This window comes from Bordetella sp. 15P40C-2, from assembly GCF_009763235.1.
GTDB lineage: Bacteria > Pseudomonadota > Gammaproteobacteria > Burkholderiales > Burkholderiaceae_B > Bordetella_A.
This window is the reverse complement of sequence record NZ_WSJA01000014.1, coordinates 45839-71057: the sequence shown is the minus strand read 5'-3', so window position 1 is coordinate 71057 and position 25219 is coordinate 45839. Positions and strand designations below refer to the sequence as shown.

Annotated in this window: 19 protein-coding genes; 8 read left to right on the top strand and 11 right to left on the bottom strand. The window is 61.2% G+C overall.

The features are described from left to right. Positions 1-58: 58 nt before the first annotated feature. Positions 59-1237, bottom strand: coding sequence for a CaiB/BaiF CoA-transferase family protein (locus GOQ25_RS05905; protein WP_160349531.1), 1179 nt, complete (start codon positions 1235-1237; stop codon positions 59-61). A gap of 55 nt (positions 1238-1292) precedes the next feature. Next, a complete protein-coding gene (locus tag GOQ25_RS05900; RefSeq protein ID WP_160349530.1) occupies positions 1293-2231 on the bottom strand; it encodes a hydroxymethylglutaryl-CoA lyase in 939 nt (312 codons plus the stop codon). 242 nt (positions 2232-2473) lie between these two features. On the opposite strand from GOQ25_RS05900, the gene GOQ25_RS05895 reads away from it, so the two are divergent. Then, on the top strand, positions 2474-3010 hold the full coding sequence (locus tag GOQ25_RS05895; RefSeq protein WP_160349529.1) for a YaeQ family protein: 537 nt from the start codon (positions 2474-2476) through the stop codon (positions 3008-3010). Positions 3011-3062: 52 nt separating this feature from the next. On the opposite strand, the gene GOQ25_RS05890 is transcribed toward GOQ25_RS05895, so the two are convergent. Further along, positions 3063-3623 (bottom strand): chorismate lyase, encoded by a 561-nt coding sequence (locus GOQ25_RS05890; RefSeq protein ID WP_160349528.1) that lies wholly within the window; start codon positions 3621-3623, stop codon positions 3063-3065. A gap of 198 nt (positions 3624-3821) precedes the next feature. Between GOQ25_RS05890 and GOQ25_RS05885 the strand changes: the two genes are divergently transcribed. Beyond that, complete coding sequence (locus GOQ25_RS05885) at positions 3822-4553, top strand: pseudouridine synthase (RefSeq protein ID WP_160349527.1); 732 nt, start codon at positions 3822-3824, stop codon at positions 4551-4553. 41 nt (positions 4554-4594) lie between these two features. Here the strand turns inward: GOQ25_RS05885 and GOQ25_RS05880 are convergent, their stop codons facing one another. Next, positions 4595-5524 carry a LysR family transcriptional regulator gene (locus GOQ25_RS05880; RefSeq protein WP_236844499.1) on the bottom strand — a complete coding sequence of 310 codons (930 nt, stop codon included), beginning with the start codon at positions 5522-5524 and terminating at the stop codon, positions 4595-4597. A 207-nt stretch (positions 5525-5731) separates the two neighbouring features. On the opposite strand from GOQ25_RS05880, the gene GOQ25_RS05875 reads away from it, so the two are divergent. The 3 genes from GOQ25_RS05875 to GOQ25_RS05865 are packed head-to-tail and all read left to right on the top strand — an operon-like array spanning position 5732 to position 11655. Beyond that, the gene (locus GOQ25_RS05875) at positions 5732-6931 is read left to right on the top strand and encodes an efflux RND transporter periplasmic adaptor subunit (RefSeq protein ID WP_160349526.1); all 1200 of its coding nucleotides are present in this window, start codon (positions 5732-5734) and stop codon (positions 6929-6931) included. A 9-nt stretch (positions 6932-6940) separates the two neighbouring features. After that, positions 6941-10150, top strand: coding sequence for an efflux RND transporter permease subunit (locus GOQ25_RS05870; RefSeq protein WP_160349525.1), 3210 nt, complete (start codon positions 6941-6943; stop codon positions 10148-10150). 14 nt (positions 10151-10164) lie between these two features. Then, positions 10165-11655 carry an efflux transporter outer membrane subunit gene (locus GOQ25_RS05865; RefSeq protein ID WP_160349524.1) on the top strand — a complete coding sequence of 497 codons (1491 nt, stop codon included), beginning with the start codon at positions 10165-10167 and terminating at the stop codon, positions 11653-11655. Between the two features lie 172 nt (positions 11656-11827). Here the strand turns inward: GOQ25_RS05865 and GOQ25_RS05860 are convergent, their stop codons facing one another. Next, entirely contained in the window at positions 11828-12079 is a 252-nt protein-coding gene (locus GOQ25_RS05860; RefSeq protein ID WP_160349523.1) for a GlsB/YeaQ/YmgE family stress response membrane protein, read from the bottom strand. Between the two features lie 118 nt (positions 12080-12197). Next, a complete protein-coding gene (locus GOQ25_RS05855; protein WP_160349522.1) occupies positions 12198-13733 on the bottom strand; it encodes an aminotransferase class V-fold PLP-dependent enzyme in 1536 nt (511 codons plus the stop codon). A 117-nt stretch (positions 13734-13850) separates the two neighbouring features. Between GOQ25_RS05855 and GOQ25_RS05850 the strand changes: the two genes are divergently transcribed. Further along, the gene (locus tag GOQ25_RS05850) at positions 13851-14333 is read left to right on the top strand and encodes an Lrp/AsnC family transcriptional regulator (RefSeq protein WP_160349521.1); all 483 of its coding nucleotides are present in this window, start codon (positions 13851-13853) and stop codon (positions 14331-14333) included. Here GOQ25_RS05850 and GOQ25_RS05845 read toward each other — a convergent pair. The 5 genes from GOQ25_RS05845 to GOQ25_RS05825 all read right to left on the bottom strand — a co-directional run bounded on the left by GOQ25_RS05845 (position 14330) and on the right by GOQ25_RS05825 (position 20462). Next, positions 14330-14944 carry an SCO family protein gene (locus tag GOQ25_RS05845; protein ID WP_160349520.1) on the bottom strand — a complete coding sequence of 205 codons (615 nt, stop codon included), beginning with the start codon at positions 14942-14944 and terminating at the stop codon, positions 14330-14332. The genes GOQ25_RS05850 and GOQ25_RS05845 overlap by 4 nt on opposite strands. A 111-nt stretch (positions 14945-15055) precedes the next feature. Continuing rightward, positions 15056-17122, bottom strand: coding sequence for a M3 family metallopeptidase (locus GOQ25_RS05840; protein WP_160349519.1), 2067 nt, complete (start codon positions 17120-17122; stop codon positions 15056-15058). An 81-nt stretch (positions 17123-17203) separates the two neighbouring features. Then, complete coding sequence (gene folD / locus GOQ25_RS05835) at positions 17204-18088, bottom strand: bifunctional methylenetetrahydrofolate dehydrogenase/methenyltetrahydrofolate cyclohydrolase FolD (RefSeq protein ID WP_160349518.1); 885 nt, start codon at positions 18086-18088, stop codon at positions 17204-17206. After that, a complete protein-coding gene (locus GOQ25_RS05830; protein ID WP_160349517.1) occupies positions 18085-18711 on the bottom strand; it encodes a response regulator transcription factor in 627 nt (208 codons plus the stop codon). The genes folD and GOQ25_RS05830 overlap by 4 nt, the downstream gene beginning before the upstream one ends. Continuing rightward, positions 18708-20462 (bottom strand): PAS domain S-box protein, encoded by a 1755-nt coding sequence (locus tag GOQ25_RS05825; RefSeq protein ID WP_160349516.1) that lies wholly within the window; start codon positions 20460-20462, stop codon positions 18708-18710. The genes GOQ25_RS05830 and GOQ25_RS05825 overlap by 4 nt, the downstream gene beginning before the upstream one ends. A gap of 309 nt (positions 20463-20771) precedes the next feature. Between GOQ25_RS05825 and aceE the strand changes: the two genes are divergently transcribed. Together aceE and aceF are read left to right on the top strand one after the other, a co-directional pair. Next, positions 20772-23477 (top strand): pyruvate dehydrogenase (acetyl-transferring), homodimeric type, encoded by a 2706-nt coding sequence (gene aceE, locus GOQ25_RS05820; protein WP_160349515.1) that lies wholly within the window; start codon positions 20772-20774, stop codon positions 23475-23477. Positions 23478-23489: 12 nt separating this feature from the next. Further along, positions 23490-25214, top strand: coding sequence for a dihydrolipoyllysine-residue acetyltransferase (gene aceF, locus GOQ25_RS05815; protein WP_160349514.1), 1725 nt, complete (start codon positions 23490-23492; stop codon positions 25212-25214). The last annotated feature ends 5 nt before the right edge of the window (positions 25215-25219 follow it).

Genomic DNA, 25219 nt, shown 5'->3' with positions numbered 1-25219 from the left:
TTCGCGCTGATCATGCGGTGTCAGCGTTGTTTCATGATGGCGTAATACTACGCCCGGCTTAAATCTTTTTGGCTTGGCGCAGCGACTCGATCTCTTGGGTAGATAACCCTAATGATGTCAATACCGCGTCAGTATCGGCACCTAATGCGGGCGTCGGGCGACTGATGCGGCACGGGGCCTGATCGAATTTGACGGGAAATCCGAGCATACGCACCTCGTCGCCGTTCTCGTGAGGCACCGAGATCATCATTTCCTGATCGACAACCTGCGGGTCGTCAAAGACCTCCTGCATGTTTTTCACCTGTCCGCAGGGTACGCCAAAGGCATTGAGCCGGTCTATCCAATACTGGCTGGTGTTTTCCCGGGTGCGCGATTCGACGACGGTCTTGATGGCTTCGCGGTTGCGCATCCGATCCGCATTGGTGCGAAACGCGGGGTCCTCCCGGAGGTGCCGCAGATCGAGGGCGTCCAGCAGCTTGTAATACATCGTGTCGTTCGACGGCGCGATGGCGACCTGCCCGTCAGCCGTCGCGAACAGGCCGTACGGAGCGACGATGCCATGATCGTTGCCCGTGCGCGCTGGAATCTTGCCATCGGCAAAGTAATTGGAGGCGTGAAAGCTCAATAGGGCGACCATGCTGCTGAGCAAGCTGACGCTGATGGCCTCGCCCCTACCCGTGCGCTCGCGCCGCAACAACGCTGCCAGAATACCAATCGCGCCATTCATGCCCGCCACCAAATCGCTGATGGGCGGGCCTGCGCGTAATGGCGGGTCGTCCTCTACGCCATTGAGGCTCATGAATCCGCTCATGGCCTGGGCAATGAAGTCGAACGATGGCCGGTCGCGATAGGGACCGGAGGTGCCGAACCCATTGATGCTGCAGTGAATGATGTCGGGTTTTAAAGCCTTTAGTTCGGCCTCGCCAAAGCCCATCTTGTCCATGATGCCCGGCCGGTAATTTTCGACGATCACATCACAGCTTGGGATCAGGGCACGCAGAATATCTTTGCCTTCCTGGCTATACAGATCTAGCGTGACAGATTGCTTGTTGCGGTTGTAGTTGGCGAAGTACCAGCTCAAGCCATTGCGGATGACACCCTGATGACGCACGGGATCGCCCTCGCCGGGCGGTTCGATCTTAATGACTTCGGCGCCCATGTCAGCGAGGATCGAGCTGCAGTAGGGCCCCGAAATAATGCGCGTGAGGTCGAGTACCCGGATTCCAGTCAGCGGCATATGCGTATTTCTTTTCCGTAAAGCGTAAAGATTGAATCTAGCGCGCGTCTTGCTTCTAACCCACGGCCGATACCACCGCCTCGACATCGTAGAGCCGTAGCCGTGGCCCGGCCTTCATGAGCTGACCGGGCAGCTTGCGGCCGATGACACGTTCGAGCCGCTGCGCCACGTCGATCAGCGCGCGCAGATCGATCCCGCTATCAATGCCCATCTCGTCTAACAGATAGACGAGATCTTCGGTGCAGATATTGCCGGTCGCTCCCGGCGCGAAGGGACAGCCGCCCAGTCCGCCTAGGGATGATTCATACGAGGTAATGCCTGCTCGTAGTCCTTCGACCACATTCACCAGTCCGATGCCTCGCGTATTGTGAAAGTGCAGCGAGATGTTCATGTCCGGCGCTTCGGCCCGCAGCGCTTCGACGGTGCGGCGAACCAATGCGGGGGTGGCCATGCCGGTGGTGTCACCAAGCGTCACGCCATCGAAACCCAAACGATGAAACTGGCGGAAAATCGTCTTCAGCGTGGCGAGATCCACGTCGCCCTCAAATGGGCAGCCGAAAGCGACGGCGATTGCGCCTTTACGTTTCATCGGCTGATCGCCTAATAATTCGGCGATTTCTTCGATATCTTGCAGCGACTTTTCGATGGGGCGGTTCAGGTTCTTTTGGTTGTGAGTCTGCGAAGCCGACACAAACACTACCACCTCGTCCGCTTGCGACTGCAGCGCGCGCTCGACGCCTTTGCGGTTAGGCGCGAGCGCCGCCAGCACGACGCCGGGTCGTTTGTGGACGCCCGCGAGCACCTCCTGGGCATCGCGCAGCTGTGGCACGGCGCGGGGCGATACGAACGAGGTCGCCTCAAAATGCCGGACGCCGGCATCGATGAGCGCGTTGAGCATTTCGACCTTGGTTTCAGTAGGCACGAACTCGGGCTCGCTCTGCAGCCCGTCGCGTAGCCCCACTTCCACGATGTCAACCTTGTCGGGGAGGGTCACGATGTCTGTCTCCGAGTGGTCAGGCGGATTGGCTGGGCCTGATGTCTGGTTTTAGCCGCATATGTTCGGAGAAGCAGCGCGAAGAGGCAATTCGTGAATCGTCAACCGGCCATCGCGAAACGCGATGGCTCGCGGGGCGCCTGGGCCGTGAGCGCGCCATGTCGCCGCGGCTGCCATAGCACTTAGGAGCTAGCGGGTATGATTAGCGCTTTTTTAAAGACGGTCATGCCGTCGACTCTGCCATGGCCCTGCGCGCGACGATTTACAAAGCCGACCTGAATATCGCGGATACGGATCGGCACTATTACGACAGCCACGCGCTGACGATCGCGCGTCATCCCTCGGAGACCGACGAACGAATGATGGTGCGATTGCTCGCCTTTGGCCTGCACGCGCAAGATGGCCTGGCGTTCACCAAGGGACTGAGCGAAACGGATGAACCCGACGTCTGGCTAAAAGACCTGACGGGCGCTATTGATCTCTGGATCGAAGTCGGCCAGCCGGACGAGCGTCGTATCCTCAAGGCTTGCGGACGCGCGCAGCAGGTGGTGGTGTACTGCTATGGCGGCCATGCCAGCTCTGTCTGGTGGGAAGGCGTGCGCAACAAACTCGAACGCGCGCGCAATCTGCGCGTGATGCATTTGCCATCGGCGCAAACGCGCGAGCTGGCCGCGCTGGCGGAACGCACCATGGTCGTCAACATCAACGTGCAAGACGGCGAAGCCTTTGTCTCCAGCGTGAAGGGCGAAGTCACGGTCGTGCCAGAGGTCTGGCGCTAAATCCGCCGCGCCGCTGCGAAGCCGGACATAGCATGAAGATCGCTAGATCATTTCAGCATTGCTGCGTGGCCAGGTCCCAGAATTCGGGTAGAAAACATTCCGCGACCAGTAGCGGTTGTCCATAGCGCCAGAATACCGAACGGCGAGCCCATAATGCGCGCAGATCGGCGTCAGTTTGCACCGAACGCGCCGTCGCGTAAAAGGGTACGGGCGAAGCCAGCCTCCGGCACACGAAGGGTGACCGCACAATCGAACGATCGTGATAAAGCATGTCGGCTAATGGACGCGTGAGCAGCCGACGCATGCCTTGCCAAACCCCGTGCGACGCGGTGAGCGGCGTGAGGCTGCGCGCCACGACACTGTCCACGCCGTCGACCGACATCAGGATTTCGCGTATCCATACCGGCGTGTTGACCGCCAGGCCCATCGCCCGGGCCTCGTCTAGCGGCGCACCATCGGCGTATTCGCGCAACACGCGCAGATCCATCTTGCCCAGTTGCCGCAAGCCCGCCGTCAAGGCGCCCGGGCGCATTAACCAATACTTGTGTGCCGGTGATAAGGATGGCGGCACGCGGCCGTGCCAGCCCGCTGCGAGAGGAAGAGTCTGTGTCATACCCTTAATTATGCCAAGACTGGGCAGTGGACGAGGGCGATGGAGGTTCGGATGGACGTGTCGCAAGCGCTGCGCCCGGCGGACGTGACAGTGCGCTTGCGCGGTGGGTTCCAGGGCGCCTTGCCGCCTGGGCCTAAAATAGCGGCCAGTCGGCCCGCACAGATACACCGTGAGCCGCCGGCGCAACCAACCAGGCATATGGAAAAAGTCAGAATCTCGAAATTGATGGCCGAACGCGGCCTGTGCTCGCGTCGCGAGGCCGACAGCTACATCGAACGTGGTTGGGTAAAGGTCGATGGCGTCGTGGTATCCGAACTCGGCGCGCGCGCTTTCCCGGATCAGGTCATCACGCTGGATCGTGCGGCCAAAGCCCAGCAAACCTCGCGCGTGACGATTCTGATCAATAAACCCGTCGGCTATGTATCCGGCCAGGCCGAAAAAGGCTATACCCCGGCTGCGGCGCTTATCGACGCGCGCACGCGAGATGCGCGCGACCGCTCGCCGCTGCGTTTTTCGCGCAGTCATTTGCAGGGGCTGGCCGTGGCTGGCCGGCTGGATATCGATTCGCAAGGGCTCTTGGTGCTGACGCAGGACGGACGTATCGCGCGGCAGCTCATCGGCGAGGACTCCGATGTCGATAAGGAATATCTGGTGCGCGTGCAAGGACGCCTTAGCGAGGGCGGTCTGGCGCTGCTCAATCATGGACTGTCGCTCGATGGCAAGCCCCTGCGTCCCGCAAAAGTCCGGTGGCAGAACGAAGATCAGCTTTGCTTCATTCTGCGCGAAGGAAAAAAACGCCAGATTCGCCGTATGTGCGAGCTGGTCGGATTGCGCGTGGTGGGTCTCAAACGGGTGCGCATTGGCCGGGTGAGGCTGGGCGATTTGCCGCTTGGGCAATGGCGCTATCTACGCCCCGATGAACAGTTCTGATGGCTTGACCGCAAGATGCGCGGTGTTGTGCGGCCTGCATCCTACAGCGACAAATCGGCCGCCTCCTGGTAGATCAAGCGTCCATCGCGCAGTCGTTCGATCAGAAACTCGATAAATATCCGGGTCTTGGCGGGCAGCAGACGCGTATCGGTCACGGCGTAGACGGGAAAGGGCCCGGCGCTCCATTCCGGCAAGACCCGTTGCAGGCGCTGTTCGGCGACGTCTTGCAACACGCTGCGCGCCGGCCCCAGGATCGCGATACCCGCGCCCAACGAGGCCAGGCTGCGCACCATCGCCATGCTATTGACCGAAAAGCGCTTGCCCGGGGTGATCTCGATATACTCATCCTCGCGCGAGAGCGGCCAACGGGTGACGCGACCGTTGTCGGCGCGAAATTCGATACACTCATGGTGTTGCAAGTCGCTGGGGTGCTTAGGCACGCCATGACGCGCCAGGTATTCGGGCGAGGCATACAGATGCGCCGACAGACGCCCCAACATGCGTGCGATTTGCGTGGAATCGGGCAGGGCGCCGATCTCGATGGAAATATCGCAGGTCTGGAATACGCGTCCCGCATGTTCGGGACTGGCGAGGTCCAGGTAAAACGTGACCTCGGGATAATGCTCGGCGAATTCGAGAAACGCTTCTGCCAAAAAGTCGGTGCCGAAATCCGCGGGCATATTGACGCGCAAGGGGCCCGACGGCGTCTGTACGAGATTCTGTAGCTCTTCGTGCGCCACCTGGGCTTCGGCGACGATGCGCTGGCAGCGTTCGAAATACAGCTTGCCCGCTTCAGTCAGCTCGACTTTACGCGTGGTGCGGCTCAGCAGCTGCAGCCCTAGCGAACGCTCCAGCTCTGCCACCTGTCGGGACAAGGTGGATCGTGGGATGCCCAGATTGTCAGCGGCGCGCCCAAAATTGCAGGTTTTGGCTACCTCGACAAAGAGCTCCATCCCTTGCAGGCGTTTCATTGGTGAGTTAGTCGTTGTGAAGAATCGTTGATTGTTCCATATATGGGATGATGTTTTGCCGTGTCCCTACTTTGTTTCTGAATTGGCATAAAGCAAAATAGCGCGTTGCGCAGTGCAACATATTGCACTGCGTCCGTCTGGACCACACACGGATAGTGGCGGGCGACCACATAAGGTGGCCGGTAGAAAAAGCTCGGAAAGGATCGTATGAATTGCTCTGGATTGCGGCGCGGCGCCGCTTTGTTGACTCTGGCTGTGACGACGCTGGTACTGTCGGCATGTGGCGAGAAGGCCGAGCCACCGCCCGCGGGCAAGCCGCAAGTCAGTGTCGTGACGCTGCGCACACAGCCAGTGGTGCTGACGACGGAGCTGCCGGGCCGCGCTTCGCCCTACCGCGTGGCCGAGGTTCGCCCGCAGGTCAGCGGCATCATCAAGAAGCGGTTATTCACGGAGGGTGGCCAGGTCAAGGCTGACCAGGCGCTTTATCAGATCGACCCCGCCTTATATCAAGCCAGCTACAACAGCCAGAAAGCCGCGCTGGCGCGCGCGCAGGCGCAGTTGAAGACGGCCACGCTGTTGGTGCAACGCTATAAGCCCTTGACCGAGACGCGCGCAGTCAGCCGGCAGGCCTATGACGATGCCGTGGCGGCCCGCGATCAAGCCGCGGCCGATGTGGCGGCTGCCAAGGCGGCGCTGGAGACCGCACAGATCAATCTGGTCTACACCCAAGTCCTGTCGCCCATCGACGGCATTATCGGGCGGTCCTCGGTGACCGAGGGGGCGCTGGTGACGGCCAATCAAGCCGAGCCGTTGGCTTTTATTCAGCAGATCGACCCCGTTTACGTCGATGTCACACAGTCCAGCGTCGAACTGCTGCGCCTGCGCGATGCGATCGAGAGTGGCTTGTTGCAGCGTGACATGAGCAAGGACTCGGCGCGGGTTTCTTTGGTGTTGGCCAATGGCCAACCCTACAGCCTGGAAGGAAAACTCGAGTTCTCTGAAGTCACCGTAGATGAAGGTACCGACTCGGTAACACTGCGTGCGGTCTTCCCGAATCCCGACCACAAGCTGTTGCCGGGCATGTTCGTGCGCGCTCGCATCCTGGAAGGCGTCGCGCCCGAAGGCTTGCTCGTGCCCCAGCGGGGCGTGACGCGGAATCAGCGCGGCCAAGCCACAGCGCTCGTCGTCAATGCCGAGGACAAGGTTGAATTGCGTACGCTCAAGACCGACCGCGCCATCGGCGATCAGTGGCTGGTTACCGAGGGCTTGCAGGCCGGCGATCGCGTCATCGTCGAAGGTCTGCAAAGCGTCAGACCCGGGGTGGAAGTGGTGGCCAAGCCCTTCGAGCACCAGGGCGGGAATGCCGCGGCGGCCGCTGCCCCCGCGTCCGCTGGCGCGACCAAGTAAGGAGCCCGCATGGCCAAATTTTTTATTGACCGGCCGGTCTTTGCCTGGGTCATCGCCATTGTTCTGATGCTGGCGGGCGTGCTGTCGATCCTGGCGCTGCCGGTGGCGCAGTATCCGAATATCGCGCCGCCCGCGATCAGCATTCAGGTGAACTACCCGGGTGCGTCCGCCCAGACCGTGCAAGACAGCGTGGTTCAGGTGATCGAGCAGCAGATGAACGGCATCGATAACCTGAGCTATATGACGTCGGAAAGTAACTCTGACGGCAGCATGAGCGTGACGCTGACGTTCAAGCAGGGCACCGATCCGGATACGGCTCAGGTGCAGGTGCAGAACAAGCTGGCGGTGGCACAACCCTTGTTGCCGCGCGAAGTGCAGCAGCAAGGTATCCGCGTCACCAAGGCGACCAAGAACTTCCTGATCTTTGCTGGCTTTATCTCGACTGACGGCAGCATGGCCAAGGAAGACTTGGCCAACTATGTGGCCGCCAACGTGCAGGACCCGATCAGCCGCACGCAAGGCGTGGGCGATTTTCAGCTATTTGGATCGCAGTACGCGATGCGGATCTGGCTGGACCCGGCCAAGCTGTTGAACTTCCAGCTCACCACCAACGATGTGGTGCGCGCGATCGAAGAGCAGAACGTGCAGGTGTCCTCTGGCGCCTTGGGTGGTTTGCCCTCGGTGCGCGGCCAACAGTTGAACGCCACCATCATCGGGCCAACGCGTTTGCAGACGGCCGAAGAGTTCGGCGATATCCTGCTCAAGGTCAACCCGAACGGATCGCAAGTGCGACTGCGCGATGTGGCGACCGTGTCGCTGGGCGCGCAGAACTACGCGATCGACAGCTTCTATAACGGCACACCCGCCACGGGTCTGGGCATCAAGCTCGCGCCCGGCGCGAACGCCTTGGATACGGTCGAGGCCGTGCGGGCGACCATCGAAGGGCTGAAGCCTTATTTCCCGCCGGGGATGGAGGTCGTCTATCCCTATGACACCTCGCCCTTCGTATCCCTGTCGATCGAGAGCGTCATTCATACGCTGATCGAGGCCATCATCCTGGTGTTCCTCGTGATGTATCTGTTCCTGCAGAACTTCCGCGCCACGCTGATTCCCACGCTGGCTGTGCCTGTGGTGCTGCTGGGCACGTTCGCGGTACTGGCGGCGTTCGGCTACACCATCAATACCCTCACCATGTTCGCCATGGTGCTGGCGATCGGTTTGCTGGTGGATGACGCGATCGTGGTGGTCGAGAACGTCGAGCGCGTGATGGCGGAGGAGGGTTTGTCGCCCAAGCAGGCCACCCGCAAGTCCATGGAGCAGATTACGGGTGCGCTGGTAGGTATCGGCCTGGTGCTATCCGCGGTGTTTGTGCCGATGGCGTTTTTTGGCGGATCGACGGGCGTGATCTATCGACAGTTTTCCATCACCATCGTGGCGGCGATGACGCTGTCGGTGTTGGTGGCGATCGTCTTTACGCCGGCCTTGTGCGCGACCATGCTCAAGCGGATTCCAAAGGGCCATCATGGTGCCAAGACAGGGTTCTTCGGTTGGTTTAACCGGATGTTCGAGAGCTCTAACCGTCGCTACGCCAACTCGGTCGCGCGTGGCTTGGGACGCACGAAACGCCTGATGGTGATTTACGCGCTGCTCGTGCTGGGGATGGGCTTTCTCTTCACGCAGATTCCAACGTCCTTTCTGCCCGACGAAGACCAGGGCATCCTGTTTGTCCAAGTGCAGGCACCCACGGGGGCGACTGCGGAGCGCACCAGTGCCACGGTGCGTGAGGCAACCCGGTATCTGCTCGAGGACGAGAAAGATGTCGTGGCATCGGTGTTTGCGGTGCATGGTTTTAGCTTTGGCGGACGTGGTCAGAACTCGGCCATCATGTTCATCAAGCTGCGCGACTGGGCGGACCGGCCCAACGCCGATCAGAAGGTCGCGGCGCTGGCACAACGCGCGAACGCCTTTTTCGCCACGAACTTGCACGATGCCCGCGTCGCCGCGTTCGCGCCACCCGCGGTGATGGAGCTGGGTAATGCGTCGGGCTTTGATTTTCAGCTGATGGACCGAGCCGGTCTGGGGCATGAAAAGCTCGCCGAAGCGCGGGACCAGTTCCTGGCCGAGGCCGCCAAGAGTCCTATCCTGGTCGGTACGCGCTTGAACGGCATGGTCGATCAGCCGCAGTACCAGTTGAATATCGACCGGGAAAAGGCCCGTGCGCTGGGCGTGGCGATCGCTGACATCAACAGCACGCTGTCGACGGCTTGGGGCAGTTCCTACGTCAACGACTTTCTCGACCGGGGTCGCGTCAAGCGGGTGTATGTGCAGGGTCAACCCGACTCGCGCATGCTGCCCGAGGATCTGAACAAGTGGTATGTGCGCAATAGCAGTGGCGAGATGGTGCCGTTTTCCGCCTTCTCGTCGGCCGAGTGGATCTATGGTCCGCCGCGTCTGGATCGCTTTAACGGCGTGGCATCGTTCAACATCCAGGGCAGTCCCGCGCCGGGTTATAGCTCTGGCGATGCCATGGCAGAAATGGAACGGATCGCTGCCACCATGCCGACCGGGGTGGGGTATCAGTGGACCGGGTTGTCGTTCGAAGAACGCTTGTCCGGGTCGCAGGCGCCTGCCTTGTATGCGATCTCGCTGCTGGTGGTGTTCTTGTGTCTGGCGGCTTTGTACGAGAGTTGGGCGATTCCCACCTCGGTCATGCTGGCCGTGCCGTTGGGCGTGGTGGGCGTGCTGGCGGCGACGATGGTGCGGGGCTTGTCCAATGACGTGTACTTTCAGGTGGGTCTGCTGACCACCGTCGGCCTGACGGCGAAGAACGCGATTCTGATCGTCGAATTCGCCAAGGCCCACTATGAGGCCGGTGCCAGCCTGATCGAAGCGGCGGTGCATGCCGCGCGCCAGCGTTTGCGTCCTATCTTGATGACTTCGTTGGCGTTCATTCTGGGCGTCGTGCCGCTGGCCATTTCGAACGGCGCGGGCTCGGGCAGCCAGCATGCGATTGGTACGGGCGTGATCGGCGGCGTGTTGGCCGGTACGTTCCTGGCGATCTTCTTTGTGCCCGCGTTCTTTGTGGTGATGTTGAGGGCGTTCAAAATCAAGCGTCTGAGCGAGCGACTGGCCGAGGAAGACGATGACGACCAGGATGGCGGCAATCACCCCGGCACCCATCCCGCACCGCTGCCCGGTCATACTGGGGGGCAATCGTGAGAATGACATCCATCATGCATCGACCTTTTATGCTGGCCGCGCTGACCGCGGCCCTGGCGGGCTGCTCGTTGGCGCCGACTTACGAACGGCCGGACTCCCCCGTCAGCGCCACATATCCCACGGGAGAGGCGTATGTGCCGCCCCGTCCGGCTCAGGGGCCGGCCGCGCAGGCGCCAGTCGCGGATATAGGGTGGCGCGATTTCTATGCCGACCCGTTGCTACAGCAACTGATCTCGATGGCGCTTTCGGCGAACCGGGATCTGCGCGTTGCTGCATTGAATGTGGAACAGGCGCGCGCGCAATATCGTATTCAACGTGCCGATGCTCTTCCTTCGGTCGGCGTGGGTGGCGAGGGATCGGTGCAGCGTGTGCCCGCGGATCTGAGCAGCACGGGCAGCAGCGCCATCAACCGGTCCTACCAGGTCGGGGCCGCGGCTTCGTGGGAACTGGATCTGTTTGGGCGTATCCGTAGCCTGAGCGATCAGGCGCTGGAGAACTATCTGGCGCAGGATGAGACCCGCATTGCCGCGCAGTTGGCGTTGATCGCGGAAACCGCCTCTGCCTATTTAACGCTGCGCGCCGATCAAGAGCTGCTGGCGCTGACCCAGTCGACGCTGGCCTCGCAGCAACAGTCGTACGATCTCGTCAAGCAAAGCTATGACTTGGGTGTTGCGACCGCGCTGGATCTCAGCCAGGCCGAGGCCTCGTTGCGCACCGCGCAGCGTAATCAAGCGGAGTACACGCGGCGTGTCGCCCAGGACCGCAATGCACTGGTGTTGTTGGCGGGTCAGCCTTTGCCGGAAGATATCGCTGCCAGATTGAACCAGGCTAAGACCCTGCCCGATAACGTGGTGCCTGCGGCATTACCCCCGGGCCTGCCTTCCGATTTGTTGATGCGGCGGCCGGATATTCGCGCGGCCGAACATCAGCTGCGTGGCGCCAATGCCTATATCGGCGCGGCACGTGCCGCGTTTTTCCCGAGGATCAGCCTGACAGGCAGCGCCGGTACGGCCAGCAGCAGTCTGGGCGGCTTGTTTGATGCGGGATCCGGCGCGTGGAGCTTTGCACCATCGATCTCCGTACCGATTTTCGCCGGTGGGGCGCTCCGAGCGGAACTGGATGTCGCCAAGGTACGCAAGAACATCCAGATTGCGCAGTATGAGCGCGCCATCCAGGTTGCGTTCCGTGAAGTCGCCGACGCCTTGGCCGGGCAGGGCACATTGGAAAATCAGATCGAAGCACAGGGGCTCTTGGTCGCTGCTTATCAGCGCGCATATGACTTGTCGCAATCCCGTTTCGATCAAGGCATTGACGACTATCTGAGTGTGTTGGATTCGCAGCGTTCGCTCTACACGGCACAACGGACCATGGTCGAAACGCGACTCGCGCGTTTGACCAATCTCGTGACCTTGTATCGGGTGCTGGGCGGGGGCTGGACGGAGTCGACCATCGCATCTCAGCCCGAGCAGAGCACAGGTGCTGCGGTTGCACCTGGGGGGCGCTGAAAAGGCTGTTCATTGCAAGGGTACAGCTTGTACATCCACGCGCCCGGAGCGTCATGCCCCTGACATGCGCGCAGGTTGCGAGACGGCTATGTACCGAAAATAAAAACGGGCGGCTTCGTGAAGAAGCCGCCCGTTTTTGCAATCATGCGCCTGTGGGCGCGAGACTGGTGCGTTATGCTCGTTTTTTCGTCACCAGACCCACGACGAACAGCACGATGATGGCGCCTACCACCGAGCCAATCCATCCGGCGGGCTCGCCCGGCTCGTACCACCCCATCGCCTGCCCTAAAAATCCGGCAACGACCGCGCCGATGATCCCTAGAATCGTTGTCATGATGATGCCCATGGATTGATCCCCGGGCATGATCGCACGCGCGATCAGACCGACGACAAAGCCAACGATGATCATGATGATAATGCTCATACGTGTACTCCTCTCAGGCGGTGGGTAACGTTTTGATCATACTCATCGTGGCGAAGCGCGGTGTAACAACACGTATTTGGCGTCTACGAACAACACTTTTAATGCATCAAAGTCCCGCTCAATTCGGCAGCGGCGTGAAGATCGCGCGGCTGGAATCGAATGTATATTGATCCACGTACTGCGAGGCATCAGCGGCCAGCGTCGCGACCGAATTCAGGATGAAATCGACCTTGGCGTCGTCGAGCAGGATGCTCAGGTTCAGTCGCGTGAAGCCTGGCTTTTCGATTTCGTTGCCGGACAGAATCGCCTCGCGTATGCGCGCGGATTCTTCGGGCTCGATGTCGAGCAGATCATGAACATACGGGCCGGCGCACGCGCATCCACCCCGGGCCTGAATGCCGAAACGGTCGCTTAGCATTCGGGTGACGAGCTGTTGATGCACGAGGCCGCCAGCGGGATGACGCACGCGGAAGGAAAAGATCGGCAGCCGTTGCGCAGTCAAGGAGCCCAGCAATTCCAGGTTGGGCACGTCCTTCCACTTTTCCAACGCGCGCTGCACTAATTGCGTCTGCCGATCCTTGAAATAGGCTTCGCCGATGGACTCCTTGACCAAGAGCGCCAATGCCGCGCGAATGTCGCCGATGACGTTGGGGGTGCCGGCTTCCTCGCGCGATTCCAGGCTGTCGCTGTAGTCATGGCCCGTTGGCGATACGAATTTCACCGTGCCACCGCCGGCCCACGTGGGCTTGGCGGTGGTGACGGCGTCGCGTCGTACGATGAGTACGCCGGACGCGCCCGGGCCGCCGATGAATTTATGAGGCGAGAAAACGAGAGCGTCGATAGGCGAGTCGGCATCGGGCATCATCGTGATGGGCAAATAGGGCGCACCGCCTGCATAGTCCCACACCATTTTCGCGCCGGCCTGCTTGACCTGGCGGGTGATGCCGGCCACGTCGGCAACGATGCCGGTTACGTTAGAGGCGGCGGAAAACGCGCAAATCACAAGCGTGCCGGCCGGCGCTTGCAAGGCAGCGGCCAGCGCGTCGCGATCCGGACCGCCGTGTTCGCATTCGGGCAGAACGATCAATTCGGCGCCGCTTTCGCGCCAGGGCAGGATATTGGAATGGTGCTCATAGGGGCCGATGATGACGCGCGCCGCGCGGCCCTCGGCGACCGCCGCCTTGACGCCCAACAGATTCACCAGCCGGTTGATCCCGGCGGTCGCGCCAGAGCCTGCAAAGATCACCGCATGCTCGGCCGAAGCGCCGCAGCAGCGAGCAATGGCCGCGCGCGCCTCGCGGCGCAGGCGCGTGATGTAGCCGCCACAGTAGGATGCTTCGGTGTGTGAGTTGGCGTAGTAAGGCAGCACGTGTGCGAGCACGAATTGCTCGACTTGCATCAGCGCGCGACCCGAGGCGACATAGTCGGCGTACACCATCGGCTTGGGTCCGAACGGTCCGGGGACTATGGCGTTGTGGCCGATCAGCCCTTTGGCGAGGGACTGTGCGAGTTCGTGGGCCGAGCCAGGAAGTGAGGCGGGAGACTGGGGGGAGCCGGATTCATGCGCAAAGGCAGAATCCGATGCATTCAGGGAAGCTTGAAACTGCTGCAAAACGCTAAGCGTTGCAGGTGCTGCGACGGTGTAGGTGTCCATCTAAATCGGGAGCTAGGTCATGCGAAAAGGTCCCGAATATCATACGATGGAAGAAAATTTGAAACATCACCTATTTTTTTCGTAAAGCCCACAAAAACGGGTCATACGATCGAAGATATGGAAAAAATCGATAAGCTTGATATGGCTATTATTTCTGCGCTGCAAAACGACGGGGCGTTGTCGCAGCGCGAGCTGGCCGAGCGGGTCGGGCTGTCGCAGAACGCGTGCTGGCGCCGCCTGCAGCGTTTGAACAGCTGCGGCATCATTCAAGGCACCCGCGCGCAGGTCAATCTGGTGGAGTTGGGCTTCGATCTGACGGTGTTCGTGATGATACGTACCAGCCGGCATGCGAAGGAATGGGCCGACGAATTTCGACAGCATGTCGAGCGCTTGCCGGAGGTGACCGGGTTCTATCGCATCGGAGGCGACTGGGATTATCTGATCAAGGTCGCCTGCCGCGGCATGGCGGGGTATGACCGCTTTTATCAGCGCTTGATCACCGGATTCGAATTGACCGCGGTGACGGGTTTCTTCAGCATGGAGGCCATTATCGATAACCGCCCGCCAGATCTGCGCCTGCTGGACGACACGGCAGCTTAGCGCGTGATATCGACCAACTGACGAACGTCTTTGACGATCGCCTCCGTGCTGTCGGTATCCGAGGCCAGCAGTCGGGCACGGCCTTTATTGTCGAAGATGTAGACCCCCCGGCTATGCGTAACGTCGTAGCTCTCGGCCGAGTCGCCAGGGCGGGGCTTTTCGATCTGGTAGGCGACCCGATATCGGCGTGCCAGATCAGCGACTTGTTTTTCGGTGCCGGTGACGCCGATGGCCTGGCGGTTGAAGGCATCGACGTAGGCCTGTAGCTTGTCGGGCGTATCGCGGTGCGGATCCACGCTGACAAATACGATGCGGACATCGCGGGCGTCGTCGCCCAGCTGTTCGATTACCGAGCTCAGCTGTGCCATGGTGGTGGGACAGATGTCGGGACAGCTGGCGTAGCCGAAAAAGAGCAATACGGTTTTGCCCTTGAGCTGATCGCTGGTGACGGTCTTTCCGCCCGCGCCAGACAAGGAGAATTTCAGGTCTGGCAGATGCCCCTTGATGTCGTACAGCGTCCAGTTAACCGCACGGTCGCCGCAAGCGGCGAGCAACGTGCAAGTCACGAAGAGGAGAGTGCGCCAGAAACGGGCAGTGAACGATGCAGGCATCTTGGATTCGGGACGCGACAGGCGTCGGAGGTCACGGTAATGCCTGGGATTCTAACGCGGGTGGGCCAAGAGGCTACCGTTCGCACCCGCGTTGGAGACTTCGCTACCGAATTAGCCGGCCATGCCGCTATGACGCAGCAGCGCGTCGATGCGCGGCGCACGGCCACGGAAAGCCTCGAACGATTCCGCCGCGGGACGCGCGCCGCCTACCGCCAGGATCTCCTTGCGGAAACGGGCGCCCGTGGCGGCGTCCAAGGTGCCAATCGCGTTGTCCGCGCCAGCCGCGGCAGCGGCTTCTTCGAAGGCCTCGTAGGCATCGGCTGACAATACCTCGGCCCATTTGTAGCTGTAGTAACCCGCGCCATAGCCGCCCGCGAACAAATGCGAGAAAGCGTGGGGGAACCGATGCCACGCGGGCGGGAACAGCACGGCGACTTCTTTGCGCACTTCCTCGAGCAATGCCAGCGTTTCCTGAATGCTGGCGCCGTTCGCGCGGCTATGCAGCAGCATATCGAAGAGCGCGAACTCGATCTGACGCACCGTCTGCATGCCGCTTTGGAAATTGCGCGCGGCAACCAGCTTGTCATAGAGCGTACGTGGCAACGGTTCGCCGGTTTCTACATGCGCGGACAAGCGTTGGACGACGGGCCATTCCCAGCAGAAATTCTCCATGAACTGGGAAGGCAGCTCGATCGCGTCCCACTCGACAGCGGAGAAGGCCGAGGCACCCGGTTCATCGACTTCCGACAACAACGCGTGCAACGCGTGGCCGGATTCGTGAAATAGCGTGATCACGTCGTCGTGCGTGAGCAGCGCGGGTTTGCCGTCGCCTGGGCGTGCGAAGTTGCACGTTAGATACACCACGGGCGTTTGCACCCGATCACCGACGCGACGACGGCTGCGTTCGCTATCGACCCATGCGCCGCTTTGCTTGCCGGAACGGGCGTACAAGTCCAGATAAAGATGACCGATCAGCGCGCCATCCGGGGTTTCGACGCGCACGCCACGCGCATCGGCATGCCAGCAGGACACGTCGGTTGGACGCAGGCGCACGTTGAACAGCGACTCGGCCACGTCGAACAGGCCTTGCAGCACGCGCGGCTCGGTGAAGTACTGTTTGATCTCGTCTTCGGAATACGCGTAACGCGATTCACGCAGGCGTTCCGCCGCGTAGGGGACGTCCCAGGGTTCCAGCGATTCCAGGCCCAGCTCGCTGGCGGCGAAGGCCTTAAGCTCAGCGAGATCGCGTTCCGCGTAGGACCGCGCGCGCGAAGCCAGATCGCGCAGGAATGTGGTCACTTCATCCGCGTCGCGCGCCATACGCGTCTGCAGGCGCAAGGCGGCGAAGGTGCCATAGCCCAATAGCCTAGATTCCTCGGCGCGCAGCGACAACAGCTCCTCGATCAGAGGCGAGTTATCAAAGCGCGTTTCACCTTGCTCGGAAGCCACCGTGCCGTAGGCGCGATACATTTGCGCGCGCAGGTCGCGGTCTTTCGCGTACTGCATGACGGGCAGATAGCAAGGCATCTTGAGCGTGAGCTTCCAGCCGCTGCGGTCGTCTTCTTCGGCGGCCTGGCGGGTGGCGCGAAGCACGTCGGCAGGCAGACCCGCCAGACGCGATTCGTCTTCGATGTAAAGCGACCACGCATCAATCGCGTCGAGCACGTTTTCGGAGAACTTCTGCGAAACCTGCGCTTCACGGTCGGAGATCACGGCATAGCGTTCACGCGCCTCGCCTTGCAGCTCCACGCCGCTCAAGCGGAAATCGCGCAACGCCAGCTCGATCACGCGACGGCGCACGGAATCCCATTGCGCAAAATCGGCAGCGGCATGCAGACGTTGATATTGCTTGTAGAGGCCTTCGTGTAGACCCACCCAGGTCGAGAACTCCGTCACCAAGGGGAGCGCAGCATTATAGGCCTCGCGCAGTTCCGGCGTATTGACGACCGCATTCAGATGGCCGGCCACCGACCAGGCGCGCCACAGGCGTTCAGAGGCGGTGTCCAGAGGTTGTACAACGGCCTCCCACGTCGCCGGCAGGCTCTCGTCGGCTGCGGCGTCGACCGCCTCGCGTGCGCCCTCCAGCAAGGTTTCGATCGCCGGCACGATGTGCGCGGGCTGCACGGCAGCGTAGTCGATCAGATCTGAGACGGGAGCAAGCAGGGGATTTTGGGTCATGGGAGGACGCAGCGAAAGAGACGAGATATCTCTAGGATGGGGGCACTTGCCCAAAAGGCAAGTGCTTGTCGCCGCGGGCAATCAGCCAGCGACGCGTTCCGCGGCTTCGACAGTATTCACCAACAGCATCGCGATGGTCATCGGGCCCACGCCGCCCGGTACGGGCGTAATGGCGCCAGCAACTTGACGCGCGGAGGCGAAATCCACGTCGCCACAGAGCTTGCCATCGGCGCCGCGATTGATCCCCACGTCAATGACCACCGCGCCCGGCTTGATCATGCTGCCATCGATCATGCCAGGTTTGCCGGTGGCAACCACCAGCACATCGGCGCGGCGCGTTTGGGCGGCCAGATCGCGGGTTTTGGAGTTACAGATGGTGATGGTGGCGCCGGCTTGCAGCAGCAGCATCGCCATGGGCTTGCCGACGATGTTGCTCGCGCCCACGATGACGGCTTCCGCACCGCGCAGGGCCACGCCCTCGGATTCCAGCATCTTCATGACGCCGTAGGGCGTGCACGGACGGAACAGCGGCTGGCCCGTCATGAGCAGACCGGCGTTGCTGATGTGAAAGCCGTCCACGTCTTTCTCGGCGGAGATCGCTTCGATGACCTTGTGGCTGTTCATATGCGGCGGCAGCGGCAGCTGCACCAGAATGCCGTGGATCGCCGGGTCGCGGTTCAAGGCGTCGATGCGCGACAGCAGCTCGGCCTCGGTCATATCGGCCGGATATTGCTCTTTCACCGAATGCAGGCCGGCTTTTTCGCAAGCGGCGACTTTATTGCGCACATAGACTTGCGAGGCCGGGTCTTCGCCCACCAGCACGACCGCCAGGCCGGGACGCACGCCCCGGGCGGCGAGGGCTTGCACGCGTTGTGCGACGTCTTCGCGTATGCGTTGCGACAGCGCGGTGCCGTCGATGATGCGTGCGCCCGATTGGGCGGACGTGTTGGGGTCCTGCTGGGTCATGCGTGTGCCTCGGGTTTTGCCAGTGCGACCTTCATGAGGTCGGCAACTGTAGTGACTTCAAGTTTTTCCATGATGTTGGCGCGGTGCGCCTCCACCGTTTTGATGCTGATGCCGAGATCGTCGGCGATTTGTTTATTCAGGCGCCCCGCCACGATGCGTTCGAGCACCTGCTGTTCGCGCGCGGTCAGGCGGGCGAGCATGGCCTCGTGGTCCTTTTGGGCTTGGAACTGGCTGACGCGCTGCGTGGCCTGCTCCAACATGCGGGCGACGATTTCGCGCAGATCCGATTCGTTGAACGGCTTTTCCAGAAAATCCACCGCGCCTTTCTTCATTGTGGACACCGCCATCGGCACGTCGCCGTGGCCGGTGATGAACACGATGGGCAGGGGCGCCTTGCGGGCGATCAGTTGCTCTTGCAATTCGAGACCGCTCATGCCGGGCATGCGCACGTCGGCAATCAGCACGCCAACCTGCGACGCGTCATATTCATCCAGGAACGATTCGCCGCTGGCAAACGCGCGCACACGGTAGCCGTTGGCTTCGAGCAGCCAGCGCAGCGAATCGCGTACCGCTTCGTCGTCATCAACTATGAATACCGTGCTCGACTGTAGGGGGGTGTTCATGCGTGCAACTCCTCGGACTGATCACTCTGCGCGGCCGGCTCGGGCGCGGCGCAGGGCAAGGTAAAGCGGAAAATAGTACCGCCGGCGGGATTCGGATCCGCCCAGAGGCGGCCATGATGCGACTCGATAATCGTACGGCAGATATTGAGCCCCATCCCCAAACCCTGGGATTTGGTGCTGAAGAACGGTTCGAACAGTCGCTCGGGGTCGGTCAACCCGTGGCCCCGATCGACAACGGCCACCTCGATATGCTGATCGTGGGGAATGACGGCGACTTTCAACTCGTCTGACTCGCTGTTCTCCATCGCTTCCAGGCCGTTTTTTAACAGATTCAGCAAGACCTGTTCGATCAAAATCGGGTCGGCGAGCACGGCCGGTGCGTTGGACGGAACAAAGGACTCGATGCGGATGCGGCGTTTACGCGCGTCGATCTCGGCAAAACCGATGGCGTTATCGACGATGCGGCCAACCGCCACGCGCTGACGGCGCGGCTCGCTGCGTTTGACGAATTCGCGGATGCGGCTGATGATTTTGCCCGCTCGTTCGGCCTGCGCGGCGGCTTTTTCCAGGGCGGGCAGCAGCATGGTCGGGCTGGTGTGACCGGCCTTGACTAACGCCACAGCGCCCATACTGTAGTTAGCAATGGCGGTCAGCGGTTGATTCAGCTCGTGCGCGAGCGACGAAGCCATTTCACCCATGGTGGTGAGACGGCTGGTCAGCTGGATTTTCTCTTGTTGCACGCGCGAGGCTTCCTCGTGAACGCGGCGTTCGGTGATGTCACGGGCGACCTGCATGCGCACGCGGCGGCCATCGGTCCAGGCCAGCATGCGGTGGTGGACCTCGAACCAACGTTGCACCGAGGGGGCGAAGATTTCGACGGCTTCGTCGGTGAATCGACCCCGGCGCTGCGCGAGCAGCTCTTCGTGGCCACCTGTTTGCGCGCCGAATACGCGCCGATAGGTGCGATTGGCGAATAGCAGCTCCAGGCCATCGGCGGTGTCGGCCGTCACCGAGATCGCATCGTCCAGCCCCTCGAGCACGGTCATGAAGCGTTCGTGCGCGGCGGTGAGGGCTTCGCGGATGCGTTTGGGCTCCGTAATATCGGTCATGGAGGTCATCCAGCCGATCTGCGTGCCGTTCGGGTCCAACAGGGGCGATACATACATGCGCGCCGTGAATCGCGAGCCGTCGCGCCGCTGCGCCTCGATTTCCAGGCCGCTGCTGGGGGTTTTGCCGGAAGTCAGCAGGTCTAGCGTATGCTGGTGTTGTTCGTGGCGACCCGGCACCCAGTAAGGGAAGGGCGGGCTGCGGCCGATCAGGTCGGCCTCGTTCCAGCCTATCATGCGGCAAAACGCCGGGTTCACATAGGCGATGCGGCCTTCCATGTCGAGTACGCGCATCCCGGTGGACATGGAGTTTTCCATGGCGCGGCGAAAACCCGTCTCGGCGATCAGTGCCGCTTCGGCGGTCGAACGGAACCGGGTATAGCGCCACAGCATCAGCAAGCTGATGATGATGACGCAAGACAGCGCGATCACCAGCCACGTCAGGCGCTGCTGGCGCACTTCCTGGTCGATGGTGACGAACATGACGCTGTCGCCATGCATGCGTTGCAGCCAGAAAAAGGCGCCCATCACGCACAGGTACAGAATCAGTACGACGGCCGGCGTGATCCAGTACACGCCACGGCGGCGACTGCGCGCATGGTCGTGAAAGGAGTTCGGGATGCTCGATTTGACGGGGCTGGACATGACGGAAGCGACGTGTGGAGCGGGCATTTTAGAGCGTGTTACGGCTCTGTGGGGCCAGTGCAGGCGGCTCGGGTTACACCGCACGCATATTCTAAACCGAAATACAGGTGTTTTTCACATTATGAAATTCCGTACCGCAACATGAAATTTTCCTCCGAACGGGTTAATCTTCGCGTTTTCGTATTAAAGCCTTACGCGATAGCATTGACCGTTTAGGCGCAAGACGCCCGGCCAGGAGCCGGATTATTGGATTGCCCGACCCAGCTGAATCATGGATCGGGCCTGCTCAGACTCCCAAAGGAGACCACGATGTCCTCTAACAACCAGGCTAGCGCGCTATCTGCCGCCAACGACGACGACGCTCTGGAAACCCAAGAGTGGCTTGAGGCCCTGGCTGCCGTTCTCGATCGCGAAGGCCCCCAGCGTGCGCATTACTTGCTGGAACGCCTGATTGACGAGGCTCGCCGCTCCGGGGCGCACATCCCGTTTTCGCCCAACACCGCGTATGTGAACACCATCCCGCCGGGCCTGGAGCCCGCGCATCCGGGCAATCTGGAACTGGAAAACCGGATCCGTTCGTACGTGCGCTGGAACGCCATGGCGACGGTCGTCAAGGCGAACAAACATAATCCGCCCGATGGCGGCGACCTCGGCGGCCACATCGCCTCGTTCGCCTCGTTGGCGACGATGATCGAAACGGGTCAGAACCATTTCTGGCACGCGGATGACGCCGAGCACGGTGGCGACCTGGTTTACTTCCAGGGCCACACCTCGCCCGGTATGTACGCGCGTGCGTACCTCGAAGGCCGTCTGACCGCCGAACAGCTCGACTATTTCCGTCAGGAAGTCGATGGCAAGGGTCTGCCCTCGTATCCGCACCCGAAGCTGATGCCGGAATTCTGGCAATTCCCGACCGTGTCGATGGGCTTGGGCCCGCTGATGGCGATTTATCAGGCGCGTTTCCTGAAATACCTGCACGCTCGCGGCATCGCTGACACCAGCAAGCGCAAGGTCTGGGTATTCTGCGGCGACGGCGAAATGGACGAGCCCGAATCCCTGGGCGCGATCTCGCTGGCCGCGCGCGAAAAGCTCGACAACCTGATCTTCGTCATCAATTGCAACCTGCAGCGCCTGGACGGCCCGGTGCGTGGTAACGGCAAGATCATCCAGGAACTCGAAGGCGATTTCCGCGGTTCGGGCTGGAACGTGATCAAGCTGATCTGGGGTGGTTACTGGGATCCGCTTCTTGCGACGGACAAAGAAGGCATCCTGCGCAAGATCATGGAAGAAACCGTCGACGGCGAGTACCAGGCGTACAAGGCCAACGACGGCAAGTTCGTGCGCGAACACTTCTTTGGCAAGCACCCGAAACTGCTGGAAGCCGTCTCTCGCATGAGCGACGAGGACATCTGGCGCTTGAACCGTGGCGGCCACGATCCGCACAAGGTCTACGCGGCCTTCAAGGCAGCGACCACGCATGAAGGTCAGCCGACCGTCATCCTGGCCAAGACCATCAAGGGCTACGGCATGGGTCAGGTGGGTCAGGCCAAGAACCCCACCCACCAGCAAAAGAAACTCGAGCTGGAATCGATCCGCGAATTCCGCGACCGTTTCGCGATCCCGATCCCGGACGATCAGCTGGAAAAACTACCGTACTACAAGCCGGCTGAAGACGCGCCCGAAATGCAGTACATGCACGAGCGTCGCAAAGCGCTGGGCGGCTACCTGCCCAAGCGCCGCGTGAAGGCCGACGAACAGCTCAAGGCCCCCGCGCTGGAAGCGTTCAAGTCCGTGCTCGAGCCCACCTCCGAAGGCCGCGAGATCTCGACTACGCAAGCCTTCGTGCGCGTGCTGAACCAGATCCTGCGCGACAAGGAAGTCGGTCCTCGCGTCGTGCCTATCCTGGCCGATGAATCGCGTACCTTCGGTATGGAAGGCCTGTTCCGCCAGATCGGGATTTACGCGCCCGAAGGCCAGAAGTACATCCCGGTCGATAAAGATCAGGTCATGTACTACAAGGAAGCGGCCAACGGTCAATTGCTGCAGGAAGGCATCAACGAAGCCGGTGCCATGAGCTCGTGGATCGCGGCGGCGACGTCGTACTCGACGAATAACCGCATCATGATCCCGTTCTTTATTTATTACTCGATGTTCGGGTTCCAGCGCATTGGCGATCTGGCCTGGGCCGCGGGTGATATGCAGGCGCGTGGCTTCCTGCTGGGCGGCACGGCTGGTCGTACGACCTTGAACGGCGAAGGTCTGCAGCACGAAGACGGTCACAGCCACATCCTGGCCTCGACCATCCCGAACTGCGTGTCCTACGACCCGACGTTCGCGCACGAATTGGCTGTGATCATCCAGCACGGTTTGAAGCGCATGGTCGAAGACCAGGAGAACGTGTACTACTACCTGACGGTGATGAACGAAAACTACCCGCAGCCGGGCCTGACCGCCGGCGACGAGGAAGGCATCATCAAGGGCATGTACAAGCTGAAGTCGCACGGCAAGAGCAAGCTGCGCGTACAGCTGATGGGCTCTGGCACCATCTTGCGCGAAGTCATGGCCGCGCAAGAGCTGCTGGAATCGGATTGGGGCGTGGCCTCCGATGTATGGAGCGTGACGAGCTTTACCGAGTTGCGTCGCGACGGTCTGGATGTGGATCGCCACAACCTGCTGCACCCGGAAGCCAAGCCGCAAGTGCCGTACGTCACGCAGCAGCTCGAAAAGAGCGAAGGCCCGATCATCGCGTCGACCGACTACATGAAGTTGTTCGCCGACCAGATCCGCCCGTTCGTGCCCAAGGATCGCACCTATCGCGTGCTGGGTACCGATGGCTATGGCCGTTCGGATTTCCGCTCCAAGCTGCGCGAGCACTTCGAGGTCAACCGCCATTTCGTCGTACTGGCCGCCTTGCGCGCCCTGGCCGATGAAGGCAAGATCCCGGCTGCCAAGCTTTCCGAAGCGATCAAGAAATACGGCATCAATCCGGAAAAAGCCAACCCGCACCACGCTTGAAGGTAAACAGACATGAGCACACTCGTGGAAATTAAGGTACCCGACATCGGTGATTTCAAAGAAGTCGAAGTCATCGAGGTCCTGGTGTCGGCTGGCGACACGATCGAGGCCGATCAGAGCCTGATTACGGTTGAGTCCGACAAAGCCTCGATGGAAATCCCGGCCTCCGCTGGCGGCGTGGTGAAGTCCGTCAAGGTAAAGGTGGGCGACAAGATCGGCGAAGGCTCGGTGATTCTGGAAGTGGAGGCTGCGGGCGAAAAGGCCGAGGCAGCTCCTGCCGATAAGGGCGGCGACGATAAAGCCGCCGCTGCCGAGAAAGCCGAGGATAAACCCGCTGCCAAAGCGGAGGAAAAGGAAGCCAAGGCCGACGCTCCCGCCGCTGACAGCAAGAAAGCCAAGTCTGGCGGCGTAGTCGAGGTCACGGTGCCGGATATCGGCGACTTCAAGGAAGTCGAGGTCATCGAGGTTCTGGTCAACGTTGGCGACACCATCGAAGCCGATCAAAGCCTGATGACGGTCGAATCCGACAAGGCTTCCATGGAGATCCCCTCGTCTGCGGGCGGTGTGGTCAAGGAAGTCAAGGTCAAGGTTGGCGACAAGGTCAACAAGGGCTCGGTCATCGTGCTGGTCGAAGGCGAGGGCGGTGCGCAAGAGGCGCCTGCCAAGGCCGAGCCGGCTGCCAAGTCCTCTGACGAGGACAAGCCGGCTGCCCAGGCTGCCAAAGCCGAGTCGGCCAAGTCCGCTTCGGCCTCCACGTCCGCGCCTGCTACGAAGGCATCGCCCACTGCATCCTTGGAAGACCCAGGCTTGAAGCCGGGTCAGTTGCCGCACGCATCGCCTTCCGTGCGCAAATTCGCGCGCGAACTGGGCGTCAATCTGAGCAAGGTCAAGGGTTCCGGTCCGAAGGAACGTATCACGGCTGATGACGTACGCGCTTTCGTCAAACAGGCGTTGTCGGCCCCCGCCGCCGCTGCCGCACCGGCGGGCGGCGATAGTGGCGCTGCGCTCGGTCTCTTGCCGTGGCCGCAGATCGACTTCACCAAGTTTGGCCCGGTCGAGGCCAAGCCGCTGTCGCGTATCAAGAAGATCTCGGGCGCGAACCTGCATCGCAACTGGGTCATGATCCCGCACGTCACCAACAACGACGAAGCGGACATCACCGACCTGGAAGCCTTCCGCGTGACCCTGAACAAGGAAAACGAGAAGGCCGGCGTCAAGGTCACCATGCTTGCCTTCCTGATCAAGGCCGTGGTTGCCGCGCTGAAGAAATTCCCCGAGTTCAACGCTTCGCTCGATGGCGATCAGCTGATCTACAAGCAGTACTACCACATCGGTTTCGCCGCCGATACGCCTAATGGCCTGGTGGTGCCGGTGATCCGTGACGCCGACAAAAAAGGCATCCTGGAAATCGCCAAGGAAATGGGCGAGCTGTCCAAGAAAGCCCGCGACGGCAAGATTTCGCCCGCAGAAATGCAAGGCGGCTGCTTCTCGATCTCGTCGCTTGGTGGAATTGGCGGCACGCACTTCACGCCCATCATCAATGCTCCGGAAGTCGCCATCCTGGGCGTGTCGCGTTCCGCGCACAAGCCCGTTTGGGACGGCAAGCAGTTCATCCCGCGTCTGATCGTGCCGCTGTCGCTGTCTTACGATCACCGCGTGATCGATGGCGCTGCTGCCGCGCGCTTTAACGCGTACCTGGGCCAATTGCTGGCGGATTTCCGCCGCATCGTGCTGTAAGGGGG

Excerpts from the sequence above, each read along its gene's own strand:
- GOQ25_RS05830 (WP_160349517.1), bottom strand. The coding sequence starts at position 18,711 with ATGAACACCCCCCTACAGTCGAGCACGGTATTCATAGTTGATGACGAC.
- aceE (WP_160349515.1), top strand. The coding sequence starts at position 20,772 with ATGTCCTCTAACAACCAGGCTAGCGCGCTATCTGCCGCCAACGACGAC.
- GOQ25_RS05840 (WP_160349519.1), bottom strand. The coding sequence starts at position 17,122 with ATGACCCAAAATCCCCTGCTTGCTCCCGTCTCAGATCTGATCGACTAC.
- aceF (WP_160349514.1), top strand. The coding sequence starts at position 23,490 with ATGAGCACACTCGTGGAAATTAAGGTACCCGACATCGGTGATTTCAAA.
- GOQ25_RS05890 (WP_160349528.1), bottom strand. The coding sequence starts at position 3,623 with ATGACACAGACTCTTCCTCTCGCAGCGGGCTGGCACGGCCGCGTGCCG.
- GOQ25_RS05905 (WP_160349531.1), bottom strand. The coding sequence starts at position 1,237 with ATGCCGCTGACTGGAATCCGGGTACTCGACCTCACGCGCATTATTTCG.
- GOQ25_RS05850 (WP_160349521.1), top strand. The coding sequence starts at position 13,851 with ATGGAAAAAATCGATAAGCTTGATATGGCTATTATTTCTGCGCTGCAA.
- GOQ25_RS05865 (WP_160349524.1), top strand. The coding sequence starts at position 10,165 with ATGCATCGACCTTTTATGCTGGCCGCGCTGACCGCGGCCCTGGCGGGC.
- GOQ25_RS05875 (WP_160349526.1), top strand. The coding sequence starts at position 5,732 with ATGAATTGCTCTGGATTGCGGCGCGGCGCCGCTTTGTTGACTCTGGCT.
- GOQ25_RS05855 (WP_160349522.1), bottom strand. The coding sequence starts at position 13,733 with ATGGACACCTACACCGTCGCAGCACCTGCAACGCTTAGCGTTTTGCAG.
- GOQ25_RS05870 (WP_160349525.1), top strand. The coding sequence starts at position 6,941 with ATGGCCAAATTTTTTATTGACCGGCCGGTCTTTGCCTGGGTCATCGCC.
- GOQ25_RS05885 (WP_160349527.1), top strand. The coding sequence starts at position 3,822 with ATGGAAAAAGTCAGAATCTCGAAATTGATGGCCGAACGCGGCCTGTGC.
- GOQ25_RS05825 (WP_160349516.1), bottom strand. The coding sequence starts at position 20,462 with ATGTCCAGCCCCGTCAAATCGAGCATCCCGAACTCCTTTCACGACCAT.
- GOQ25_RS05880 (WP_236844499.1), bottom strand. The coding sequence starts at position 5,524 with ATGAAACGCCTGCAAGGGATGGAGCTCTTTGTCGAGGTAGCCAAAACC.
- folD (WP_160349518.1), bottom strand. The coding sequence starts at position 18,088 with ATGACCCAGCAGGACCCCAACACGTCCGCCCAATCGGGCGCACGCATC.
- GOQ25_RS05895 (WP_160349529.1), top strand. The coding sequence starts at position 2,474 with ATGGCCCTGCGCGCGACGATTTACAAAGCCGACCTGAATATCGCGGAT.
- GOQ25_RS05845 (WP_160349520.1), bottom strand. The coding sequence starts at position 14,944 with ATGCCTGCATCGTTCACTGCCCGTTTCTGGCGCACTCTCCTCTTCGTG.
- GOQ25_RS05860 (WP_160349523.1), bottom strand. The coding sequence starts at position 12,079 with ATGAGCATTATCATCATGATCATCGTTGGCTTTGTCGTCGGTCTGATC.